This is a genomic window from Paraburkholderia graminis C4D1M, from assembly GCF_000172415.1.
In the GTDB taxonomy this organism is placed as follows: Bacteria; Pseudomonadota; Gammaproteobacteria; order Burkholderiales; family Burkholderiaceae; genus Paraburkholderia; species Paraburkholderia graminis.
On the sequence record NZ_ABLD01000007.1, the window covers coordinates 270,182 to 282,024 of the forward strand.

Sequence of the window (11,843 nt, forward strand, 5' to 3'; positions counted from 1 at the left end):
ATACTTTTTTGCTCGGATTCTGCGCAAATTCCGACATCGCTTTGCGGTCCACCAAAACCCACTGCGATGCCCGCGTATTGCCGGGCATCGCAGCGGTTTCACAACGCGCTCATGAGAGCATGATTACCAGCGATAGCCGACGCCCGCGCCTGCACCCACTGCGCCGTGGCCCGAAACGCCGGTACTCACCGAACCTTTGACCATCCACTTTTGCGTCGCGACCGACACGCCGAGTGCCATCGCCGACTGGCCGCTGTAATTGCCGGCTGCGAGCGAGACGACTTTCTCGCCAGGCAATACGGCTTGCGGCAAGTTCGCCATCGCGATTGCCGATGCCGAGCCCGCGTTTGCGTCGCGACGATACCTCTGCATGTCATCGCGAACGCTGTTGATGGCGCCATTCAATTGACGCACATTCACAGCGTCGGTCGGAGCCGTACCGTCTGCAACGTTGGTGATCTGACGTTCAGCACCCGGCGCACCGACCGAAACCGTGTTGTCCCGGGTTGCAACTGAATTTGCACCCAAGGCAACCGAATTGTTTGCGGTAGCCTGGCTGTTGGTGCCGATTGCAGTGGAGTCCGTGCCCGTGACTTTGGAGTTCGTGCCGATGGCGGTGGCGCGCGCAGCCGTGACAGTCGAGTTAGCGCCGATTGCCGTGCCGTCCTGACCTGAGACAGTCGAACCGTTCCCCACCGCGGTTCCGTTCTCTGCCGATACCAGCGAGTTCCTGCCTACTGCGGTGGCGGAACTGTCGATAGCGGTGCCATTCGAACCGGTAGTCGAGATGGTGTTGACCGTGGTCGTGAGCGACGTCAGGTTAGTCGACAGCGCGGAAACCTGCGATGCGATCGAGAAGAGCTGCGAGCCGTTGACGGCGTCGGTGCTGGTTGCGCTGATCTGACCGGCGGCGACGTTTTGCAACTGATGTTCCTGACCGACCGCGCCGATACTCACGACACCCGTCGGCGTCGCGCCCGCGAAGCCACCGAACGTGACTCCGTTCAGCGTGACGCTGCTCACGTTCGTAGCCGCGCGCGTGACAGCACCCGAACCGAGCGCCGTCGATTCGTTGGTCGAAGCGACGGCTGCGTTACCGATCGCGATGGAATTGTTGCCCGTCGCTTGCGTGAGCGTGCCCAGCGCAATCGCGTTGGCCGATGCGGCGTTCGCGGCAAAACCAATCGCAACAGAAGTGTTTGATGATGCGGTGGAAGACTGACCAATCGCAATGGCCGATCCTCCGCTCGCCACGCTCGAGTTGCCGATCGCCGTACTGCTGCCGCCGCTTGCCGTCGCTAAGGGACCAAGTGCCGTGGCGCTGTTGGTCGCGTTCGACCCCGTGCCTACCGCTACGGCATTCACATCGACTGCCGAGGCATTCTCACCAATAGCGATTGCGTTCTGGGCAGTCGCCTGTGCGCGGGCAATTGCAACGCTGCCGATACCCGACGCGAAGGAATCTACACCGACTGCCGTAGCGTCAGATGCGTTCGCGCTCGCCTGGAAACCCACTGCCGTGCCGCCAGCGGCTGAGCTATTGGTACCGACCGCCGTCGAAAATTCAGAAGTCGTGTGTGCAAGAGCACCGATTGCAGTCGCGTCACCGGTCGTCGTGGTTGCCCCACCGCCGAACGCTACTGCTCTCGTGCCATTTGCAACCGAATTTGCGCCCACCGCGGTGGCATTCGTTCCATTCGCCGTGACCGTATCGCCCAAGGCCGTTGCCGCACCGCCTTGCGCCGACACATTGATGCCGACAGCCGTATTCTGGCTCGTACCGTCCGCACCGGCGACTGCGGGGAATACGCCGCCCGTGCTCGCGACAGGCGCCGTGGCCCCACCGACGGTTGCAGTCTGACCAGCGTTTTCACCGCCGACAGCGAGGTTATCTGCATAGGCCTGCGTCGCCGGCAGCAGCATTAGCGCCGTGAGTACTGCGAGTGACAGCTTAGACTTCAGCGGAGTACCCGCCACTTCATATCGGCTCTTGTTCATTGCGTTTCCCGTTCTGACTTCTCTAGTAGACGAAAGGGTTTCTCTTGCTCTCCGCGCCGCATATCGCAGGAATCAAAGCCGTTTCTCACCGACAGTTGCGCGAGTAAGCACTAGAAACACCGTGTAAGGACTCGCGGAATTATGGGTAGCGCTATCGGCGCATCTGTTTGCCCGAGCGGCGAATTGCTTTGCTGGAGAGAAAATTCTTTCTTTATCCGCCAGGCATCTTGTCGACTGTCGCCAGGTCGCGCGATTTGTTGCCGAAGCGAATGGGCGTCGCCGGCAACGAAGCCTCCAACGCAACTTAATTTGAACTGAAACATGTATCTGATATTCTTCGCCGCTCGCTCGGCCTATTGATGGAGAGCCATCAACGCCGACCGGCGTATCCCGTCGCCGATAAACCTCCGAGAACGTCACCCGCAAGGTGTGTCCGCTTACACGATGCCGCTTCTCAACACCGCCCTGGCAGGCGCTCATCTTCTCGTTGTCGACGACCAGCCCGACCAGTTGCGATTGTTAATTGATCTTCTGCGCAATGCCGGATGCCGGATCAGCGTTGGATTTGACGGATCGCAGGCCTATCAGCGGGCACTCGCCATTTCGCCCGATCTGATCCTGATGGATGTGCGGATGCCGCGCATGGACGGATTCGCTGCTTGCCGGCTTCTCGCCGCGGACCCCCGCACGTGTGGGATTCCCGTCATCTTTCTTACTGCGGCGAGCGATCTCAACGAACGTATCAATGGCCTGGAGATCGGTGGCGTCGACTATGTACTCAAGCCATTCGATGCGGCGGAAGTGCTTGCACGCATTCGCGTGCACCTCATCCGTGCAAAAAGTACTCAGCGTGATGAACAGGATGTGTCCGCAGCAGACACTACGGGCAATGGCGTACTCGTTCGCGCCGCCATTCAGCACTTGTCCCAAAGATTGAACGATCCGCCAACGGTCGAGCAGCTCGCGCGCCTCGTGGGAACAAATGAAAAGCGACTGTCGCGCGCGTTTCGGGAGAACCTTGGGCAAACGGTATTTGAGTACCTTCGCGAAGAACGCTTGCGGATTGCGCAAACGCTATTGAGCAGTACGCCGTTGAGTATCGCGAGCATCGCCGAGGAAATTGGTTTTTCCAGTGCTGCCAATTTCGCCACGGCATTTCGCGAGCGATTCCATGTGACTCCATCGACGTATCGCGACGAGCGTCGCGGCAACGCAGAGGCTAGCCAGAACGAGCCTGCCGTCGATGCGGATTAATTTCATCATGCCGGGAGCCGTCTGGCAGCGCGTCGTGTTGTTGTTCTTCATCTGCTGGAGCACTCATTTATTCGCTTCAACGTCCAACACTACCAGCGCTAACGAGTCGCCACTGCCCGCTCTTGGCCAGATACAGGTCTTTGAAGATGTCTCGGGCACGATGACGCTCGCCCATATCAATGCCCTTTACGCAGAAAGTCCACTCAGCTTCGCCACTGCGCAGCAGAAGAGATTAAAGCCGGGTTTCACGCACTCGGCCTGGTGGCTGCGCGTCGAGTTGAGCAATCATGCCGCAACAAACGTCGCACTAGTTCTCGCGCTTCTTGACGCGCGTCTAGAGCATGTCGACTTCTATACCAGCCGTACCGATGCGGTGTCCCAGCCTGTTTCATCACGCTACCCGCTGATGGAATTCACGCTCGCGCCCGGCGAACGCTTGCCGGTTTTCATCCGCGTAGCAAGCGATACCGCGCTTACGCTCGAACCGGCGCTGTATTCGTCGGCGGCATTCGATGCATTGGAAAAGCGCGCCGCGCTCTGGAATGGCGGACTGATCGGCGGAACTCTCGCACTCGCATGGTGTGCGCTGCTTATCGCCTATTTCTCCCGCAGCGGCCCGTTTCTCGTGTTGGCGGCTCTCTGCTTGATGACAGCGCTATTCGAGGCCGCCGAGCGCGGGTACACGAGAGTCTATCTATGGCCGCAGGCGATCGAGTGGAGTTCGAGAAGCGTCACGGTATTCGGATGCACTGCGGTGCTGCTGTTCATCGCATTCATCTTGCGCATTGCACGCGACGAGAAAGCGCGTCTGCCCTGGCGCTACGTGCTGTATGTATTCGCGTCGCTCGAGTGCATTGGGGCGGCGGGTGCCGCCTTCGGCAATCTGTTCGTCTTCGCGCAAGTCGGCCTGTACGTGAACGCAGTATTCGGTTTCGTCACAGTGGGGATGGCTGCAAGTCTCGCCCGTCAATCGACGCCCACCGCGCGGATCATGTTGCTCACCGTGATCTTCTCGCTGCTCAACTCTGCGTTGCGCGTGCTCGAAACGCTCGGATCGTTGCCGCCGGCTCTCGCATGGTTAAAGTCGGATATTCATCCGAACCCGGCGGTCGCGATCATTGGATTAGCGACGCATCTAATCGTGCTTGCGGCATGGGTCAATCACGTCGGCAAACAACGAAGGGCGGCGAGAACCGAACTCGCGGACTGGCAGAGAACCGAACACGACCGCCTACGCGAGCAAGTCGCACGGCGCACATTGGAATTGAACGAAGCACTGCGTTACGCCGAAGAGAAGAACCGGCAAAAGATCGAAACGCTCGGCTATGTCAGCCACGATCTCCGCGCGCCATTGGCGACCATTTCCAGTTACGCCAGCCTTCTACTGAATAGAGCCGATTCGAAGCAAGCCACGCTGATACAGGCTATCGAGCGCAGTGTGAACTATCAACTGGCCTTGATCGACGAGCTAATTGGATACGCGAAAGCAGAGTTGCAACCACTGGATATCGCACCGACTGCGACCGATCTGCCCGCACTTCTCGACGACATCGCCGAATACGCGGTCGCACTCTGTGCGCAACTGAATAACCAGTTCCACTATCAGGCGTTGACATCGCTACCGCGTCAATTGACGATAGACGGCCGTCGATTACAGCAGGTACTGCTGAATCTATTGTCCAATGCGTCGAAGTTCACACACGACGGCACCGTCATGATGACAGTGCGGGCGCGCCGCCATGAACAGCATTGGCACATGGGCTTTGAAGTCGCGGATACGGGCATTGGCATCGCCATCGAAGAACAGTCGAAACTGTTTACCGCCTTTAGACAGATACAGTCGGTGAACGGCAGTACCGGACTCGGCCTGTTCATCGCCCAGCGCATTGTCAACACAATGGGCGGTGAGTTGCGCGTTTCGAGCGCGCTGCAGCAAGGCACTTCGTTTTCATTCGAGCTCATTGTTCCTTTTGCAAAAGATCTCGATGCTTCGCAGTTGAGCGTCGTACCGTACACCTCCATCGGATCAGCGCCTGCTCGTCCGCAGCCTAAGCGGTGGCTTGCCTCGGCTATTCCCCCGCGCAGCGATCGCCGCGATCTGGCAGTACTTGCAAAAGACGGGCGCCTCACCGATATCGAGCAATGGATTGAAACCATGCTCGCGATTCATCCCTCGTGTACCGCGTTTCTGACCGAAGTTCGCCGTTGCGTCGAGGCATTGGACTTTCCGGGCGCCGAAGCGCTTGCACTCGCGCCGCTTGAACCAGAGAACATCTCGTGAAAGTGCGCAAATGGCCAGGCCCCGCAGGCCGCCAACAATAAACAGGAGCAGTACCGAATGATGTGGGCTATGCGCACCGGACGACGCACGATCATGGTCGCGGTGAAGGGTATCGTTCTCGCAGCGACTGTCGGCCATGCGCACGCACAGCCGACGCAACCCGTCGACGACGCGAACGTGACGGACGCCATGCCTCTCAACGCGTTGCCGGCGATCACCGTGAAGGATGTGCGAGAGGAATCGTCCGTCGGACTCGTCGGCAAGCGCACAACGACGGGTACAAAAACCGATACGCCAATCAACGAGATTCCTCAAACCGTCAACATCGTCACCGCGCAGCAGATGGAGATGACCGGCGCGACCGACATCAATCAGGCGCTGCGCTACGTACCTGGTTTTTCATCGTTCGGATCGGACGGCCGCACCGACTGGTATGCGGCATTGCGCGGCTTTACGCCGACGCTGTTCGTCGATGGGTTGCAAACGCCTAATACCGCAACACTCGCGAACTGGCGTGTCGATCCTTATATGATCGAGAGCCTCACCGTGCTGCGCGGGCCGACGTCGGTGCTATATGGAGCCGGCGACCCCGGCGCGATCGTCGATGCACAGACGCGGCAGGCTGACGGCGAGCGCATCCGCGAAATCGGCGTGCAGATCGGTAATTACGCACGCAAGCAGACGATGATCGACGTCGGCGATACGCTCGACGCCGACGGCAAGTACGCGTATCGCTTTCTCGGCGTGGCGCGCGACGGCAATGCGCTGACCGGCCCCAACGCGGACCAGCGCGTCGCGCTTGCACCATCGTTTCGCTGGCGGCCAGACTCAAAAACGTCGCTGACGGTCACTGCAACCTACCTGCAAGATCGCGGCGATATTTCATATAACTTCCTGCCCGCGCAAGGCACGGTACTGCCGAACCCGAATGGCCCGTTGTCTCAGGACATTTATATGGGCGATCCCGCATTCAACCACTATCAGAAGAAGCAGGAATCGCTCGGCTATCAGTTCTCGCACGAGCTCGATCCGATCTGGACGTTGCGCCAGAACGTGCGCTGGATGCACTTGTCGGGTGACGATGGATCTGTCTTCGGCAACGGTCTCGCGCCTCACAGCACGACCACCATGACGCGTTATGCAGGCTTGTTCCAGATGAACTACAGCCGCCTGGACGTCGACAACAATGCGCAAGCGCGCTTCGCGACAGGACCGCTCGAGCACACGCTGCTACTCGGCTTCCAGTACAACAGGCAGACGACGACCGAAAGCGTGTGGCTCGCACTCGCACCCTATCTCAATCTCTACAAGCCGGTCTACACGCCGGTCACGACCGCGATCTTTTCGGGTCCGACTTCGTTCGGCCATACCGATGCGCAAACAACGGTGAGTACATTGGCCACCTATGCGCAGGATCAGATCAAGGCCCGCCGATGGACACTGACGCTCGGCGGCCGCGAAGACTGGGTCGATATGCGCCAGGACGACCGCGCGAACAACTCGCAGATCAAACAGAATGTCAGCGCCTTTTCGGGTCGCGTCGGGCTCACCTACGAGGGCGACTATGGACTGTCGCCCTACGCAAGTTATTCGACATCGTTTAATCCGGTCATTGGCGTGAGGATGAACGGCGGTGGCTTGCCCAAGCCGACGCGCGGCCGGCAGATCGAGGCGGGTCTGCGCTGGCGACCCGCAGGCAAAAACGTGACGTTAAGCGCAGCCGTCTATCAGATCAATCAAAGCAATGTCGTCACGCCGGCGCCGATCAATCTCGATCCGACCGGCACTTCGTTCGTGCAGACCGGCGAGGTCCGTTCGCGTGGCATCGAGTTGAATGCCGTGGGACAGATAACGCGGGAACTGTCGGTGATTGCGTCGTATGTCTATCAGGACGTGAAGAACATCAAGGCCAACGATGCGTCGCTAAACAGGTGGCCCGTGGACGTTCCACGTCCACGGCAAATGGCGTCGCTATGGACGGACTGGACATGGCATACGGGCGCGCTCGCGGGTTTCGGCATCGGCGCCGGAGTCCGTTATCAAAGCGCGCTGGCGGGCGCACCGGACAACTCGCTGACGATTGCAAGCTATACGCTTTACGACGCCGCATTGCACTACGACACTCGCGACTGGCGGCTCGCATTGAATGTGGCGAACGTATTCGACCGCCGCTATGTGAGCGGTTGCCAGTCGTATGCAGTGTGCGTGTTCGGCAACGAGCGGACCGTGCTGGCCAGTGCGAAATACAACTGGTGATGGCGATGTGAGCGATTGCAGGCTCCGAACGCTATGCCTGCAAACGTCCTCACACCGTGACAACAATCTTCCCGAACTGCTGGTTCGACTCGAGATAACGATGAGCGTCGACGATCTGCTCAAGCGGGAAGACCTTGTCGATCACCGGCTTCAGCACGCCCGACGAAAGGCCATCGAGAACGAAGCGCTTTGCCCTTTCCAGACGCGCCGGATCGCTCACGATCAGCTTGTACTGGTAGCCATACACGGTCAGCATCTTGCCGAGGATCGCGAACAGCGGGAACGGCGTCGGTTCTGGACTCAGCGCGCCATAAGCGAACACGATGCCGCGCTCGCACAGCGCATCGGCCACTTTCTCGAACTCCGGCCCGAGCACCGGATCGAACGCGACGCGCGCGCCCGCGCCGCCGGTGATTTCGTTGACGCGCGCGACCAGATCTTCCTGCTGCGTGACGATCACGTGGTCGGCGCCCGCTTCCAGCAGCGCGTTTTTCTTCGCGTCGGTGCGGGTCGTCGCAATCGCAATGGCGCCCACGCTCTTTGCCACCTGAATCGCCGCAAGCCCCACGCTGCTCGACGACGCCGTGATGATGACCGCCTCGCCTGCGCGCAGTTGCGCGATGTCGACCAGTGCGCCCCACGCCGTTACATACTGCATCCACACCGCCGCGGCCTCGGTGAATCCTAGCGACGGTGGATTCTTCACCGCATGCGCCGCCGGAAAATTGCCGGTATCGCCATACGCGCCCCATCGCGTGATCGACATGGGCGGAATGATGGCGACCGCGTCGCCGACGGCGACGTTGGTCACGGACGAACCAACGGCGCTGACGACGCCGGACGCTTCATAACCGAGCCGCGCGGGAAACACGGGCGACTCCACATAGAAGCCGGAGCGGAACATGGACTCCGCTCTGTTCACGCCCAGCGCACGAATCTGCAACTGGATCTCGTCCGCGGCGGGCGGCGGCACTTCGACGTTATCGATCCGCAGCACTTCGGGACCGCCATTCTGATGAAAACGTACGACACGCGGCATGTTCGCTCTCCAACGAGTAAGTGACGAACTCACTATAATTTGAGCCGGCCGCACGATAAATGGCGCGTTCGCTCTGACTATCGAACCTAACTGTTTCTAATCATGGATCGTCTCACCAGCATGGCGGTCTTCGTCAAAGCGGCGGAAACAGGCTCGTTCGCCGCAGCCGGCGCGGCGCTCGGCATGACATCGCAGGCCGTCGGCAAGCATGTGCGGCTGCTCGAGGAGCGCTATCGCATGCAGCTCATCAATCGTTCGACGCGCCGCCAAAGCCTCACCGAAGCCGGGCGCGCGTTTTACGAGCGCAGCAAGTCCGTGCTCGCCGAGATGGAAGCGGCGGAGGCGCTGGCCGCGAACCTTCAGGCCGCGCCGCGCGGCAAGCTGCGCATCAATGCACCGGTGAGCTTCGGCGCGCACAGCCTTGTGCCGACGCTCGCGCAATACATGCGGCAGCATCCCGAAGTCAGTGTTGACCTGACGCTGAGCGACCGGCTGATCGACGTAATCGACGAAGGCTATGACGCGGTCGTGCGCATCGCGCCGATCGCCGATTCGAGGCTGATTGCGCGGCCGATCGGTCCTTATCGACTGACGATCTGCGCGTCGCCCGCGTATCTGGCTGAGCGCGGCACGCCTCTACGCCCTGAAGATCTGACGCAGCATGAGTGCCCCGGATTCTCTTACTGGGGTCGCGGGCCGTTACGTGAATGGCACCTGGTCGGGCCGGACGGCCGGCATGTGGTGCCGGTCAGCAGCCGCTTCTCGATCAACAACGGCCAGGCGCTGCGCAATGCCGCAGTCGAAGGCGCGGGCATCATCCTGCAACCATGCGCCATGCTGCGCGAAGATCTCGCTGCGGGGCGCCTCGTGCGCGTGCTGCCGGACTACGAACCGCCGCCGCTGCCGATCCATCTGCTGTTCGCACCCGACCGCCGGCCCACGCCGAAGCTGCGCAGCTTCATCGATTTCGTCGTGGCGCGCTTTGGCGAGGGATAGATCGGTCGACGCAAGTAGCGGCCGTTCTATTTCTTTCCGTCGATGACCGCCACCACTTCCTCGCGCGTGTACTCCTTGTTCGCGAGCGCGCCAGGCGGCGTCTTCGCCAGCACGGCGTCGAGTTCGTCGGGCTTCACTTCGAGCACCGGCATGCGAATGTCGTGCGGCACCTTCTTGCCCGCGAGAATCTGCTGCGTCACCCAGAATGCGAACGACGACGCGCCGGGCGGAATGGTCACCGACATCGTTTCGTAGCCGCTCTTTTTCTGATCGGCCCACCACGCAAGTTCTTCCTGGCGGTTGCCAAGAATGATGATCGGCGTCGGCCGTCCGGCCGCCTTGATCGCCTGCGCCGCGCCGAAACCGTCGCCGCCTTGCGTGAGCACGCCGTCGATCTTCGGCAACGTCGGCAACACACCCGCAACCTGCTTTTGCGCGACCGTCTGCGTCCAGTCGCCATGCACCGAACCGACCACCTTCAGGCCCGGATACTTCTTCAGTTCGTCGACCATGCCCTGATGAATCTCGTCGTCGACGGAGACACCCGCTAGCCCGCGAATCTCGAGCAGGTTGCCCTTGCCGTTCAGACGCTTCGCCAGATAGTCGACCTGCATGCGGCCCATGCCCTGAAAATCGACGGCGATGCGATAGGCGCACGGCTCGGTCGCGATGCCGTCGAACGATACGACCGTCACGCCCGCGCCGCACGCCTGCTTGATGACGCCGTTGAGCGCCGTGGGCGACACGGAATCGACCGCGATCGCCTTGAAGCCCTGGAGTATCAGGTTCTGGATCTGCTGGACCTGCTCGGTCGCCTGGCTTTCCGCCGTGGTGAAGCTCGGCGCGGCCGCGACGATCTTTTGCTTGACTGCCGGGTCCGCGATGTTGGACCAGCTCTTGAGCATCTGCTGACGCCAGCTATTGCCAGCATAGTTATTCGACAGCGCAATTTTCATCGACGAGGTATCGCCCGTCGCGACCTGCGCCGATGCGCCCGCGGATGCAGCCACGCATATCGCGGCCATGCACAGCGAGAGAGCCAGTTTTTTTATCTGCACGTCTTGTCTCCTGTCGAGTATTCGATGTATTTGAAGTATTCGGGCGCTTCAGCGGCCCGCGCCGCGCACGCCCACATGAAGCGAATAGATGGAAGCCGTCGCGGCGATGAACAGGCAATTGCGGTTCAATCCGCCGAAGGTCAGATTGGCTACGACTTCGGGTATCAGGATCTTGCCGAGCAGCGCGCCATTGGGCGCGTAGCAATGCACGCCGTCTTCGGCGCTGGTCCAGACGTTGCCGTGCTCGTCGATGCGCATGCCGTCTGGAACGCCACTTTGCATCTCCGCAAAAACACGCCCGTTGCGCAGACCGCCTTCGCTCGTCACGTCGAATACGCGGATATGGCGCGGCGCGTTGTCGTCGTGCGAAGCAGCGGAATCGGCGATATAAACTTTGCTCTCGTCCGGCGAGAACGCGAGACCGTTCGGCTTCGCGAAGTCGTCGCAGACCAGTTTCACCTGCGCGCTGTCGGCGCCGATGCGATAGACGTTGCAGCGGCCGATCTCGCTGTCGGCGCGATAACCTTCGTAGTCGCTCAGAATGCCGTAGTCGGGATCGGTGAACCAGATGTCGCCTTTGGAATCCACGACTACATCGTTCGGAGAATTGAGGCGCTTGCCTTCGAAGTGCGACGCCAGCACCGTCACGCTGCCGTCGTGTTCGGTGCGCGTCACGCGTCGCGTGCCGTGCTCGCAGGTCACGAGCCGTCCCTCGCGGTCACGCGTGTTGCCATTGCTGTAGTTGGACGGCGCACGATAAACGCCTACGCCCATGCCGGGCGCCCAACGCATCATGCGGTTGTTCGGTATGTCGCTCCAGATAAGCAGGTCTGTCGCCGGGAAATAGACCGGACCTTCGGCCCACAGGCATTCGTTCGTGAGACGCGTCAGAAAGGCGTTGGGCTGAAGCAGCAGCCTGAAACGCGGGTCATGTACTTCGAAGTCGGTGCTTTTCATGTCT

At 60.6% G+C, this 11,843-nt stretch carries 8 protein-coding genes; 4 read left to right on the top strand and 4 right to left on the bottom strand.

Annotated elements, in window-relative coordinates; genetic code table 11:
* Positions 1 to 123: 123 nt before the first annotated feature.
* Positions 124 to 1,998 carry a YadA family autotransporter adhesin gene (locus BGRAMDRAFT_RS15320; protein WP_006049688.1) on the bottom strand — a complete coding sequence of 625 codons (1,875 nt, stop codon included), beginning with the start codon at positions 1,996 to 1,998 and terminating at the stop codon, positions 124 to 126.
* Positions 1,999 to 2,442: 444 nt separating this feature from the next.
* Between BGRAMDRAFT_RS15320 and BGRAMDRAFT_RS15325 the strand changes: the two genes are divergently transcribed.
* From BGRAMDRAFT_RS15325 to BGRAMDRAFT_RS15335, 3 genes are read left to right on the top strand one after another with little or no spacing between them, the layout of a single operon-like run.
* Positions 2,443 to 3,252, top strand: coding sequence for a response regulator transcription factor (locus BGRAMDRAFT_RS15325; protein WP_006049689.1), 810 nt, complete (start codon positions 2,443 to 2,445; stop codon positions 3,250 to 3,252).
* Between the two features lie 7 nt (positions 3,253 to 3,259).
* Positions 3,260 to 5,533: a sensor histidine kinase gene (locus tag BGRAMDRAFT_RS15330; RefSeq protein WP_232292274.1), complete on the top strand. Its 2,274-nt coding sequence runs from the start codon at positions 3,260 to 3,262 to the stop codon at positions 5,531 to 5,533.
* Between the two features lie 60 nt (positions 5,534 to 5,593).
* A complete protein-coding gene (locus BGRAMDRAFT_RS15335; RefSeq protein WP_457920686.1) occupies positions 5,594 to 7,789 on the top strand; it encodes a TonB-dependent siderophore receptor in 2,196 nt (731 codons plus the stop codon).
* A 49-nt stretch (positions 7,790 to 7,838) separates the two neighbouring features.
* On the opposite strand, the gene BGRAMDRAFT_RS15340 is transcribed toward BGRAMDRAFT_RS15335, so the two are convergent.
* Positions 7,839 to 8,828 carry a zinc-dependent alcohol dehydrogenase family protein gene (locus tag BGRAMDRAFT_RS15340; RefSeq protein WP_006049692.1) on the bottom strand — a complete coding sequence of 330 codons (990 nt, stop codon included), beginning with the start codon at positions 8,826 to 8,828 and terminating at the stop codon, positions 7,839 to 7,841.
* Between the two features lie 102 nt (positions 8,829 to 8,930).
* Between BGRAMDRAFT_RS15340 and BGRAMDRAFT_RS15345 the strand changes: the two genes are divergently transcribed.
* Positions 8,931 to 9,824 (top strand): LysR family transcriptional regulator, encoded by an 894-nt coding sequence (locus BGRAMDRAFT_RS15345; RefSeq protein ID WP_006049693.1) that lies wholly within the window; start codon positions 8,931 to 8,933, stop codon positions 9,822 to 9,824.
* 26 nt (positions 9,825 to 9,850) lie between these two features.
* Here the strand turns inward: BGRAMDRAFT_RS15345 and BGRAMDRAFT_RS15350 are convergent, their stop codons facing one another.
* Together BGRAMDRAFT_RS15350 and BGRAMDRAFT_RS15355 are read right to left on the bottom strand one after the other, a co-directional pair.
* Positions 9,851 to 10,849, bottom strand: a complete 999-nt coding sequence (locus BGRAMDRAFT_RS15350) for an ABC transporter substrate-binding protein (protein WP_216649191.1) — start codon at positions 10,847 to 10,849, stop codon at positions 9,851 to 9,853.
* An 81-nt stretch (positions 10,850 to 10,930) separates the two neighbouring features.
* Entirely contained in the window at positions 10,931 to 11,839 is a 909-nt protein-coding gene (locus tag BGRAMDRAFT_RS15355; protein ID WP_006049695.1) for an SMP-30/gluconolactonase/LRE family protein, read from the bottom strand.
* Between the last annotated feature and the right edge of the window lie 4 nt (positions 11,840 to 11,843).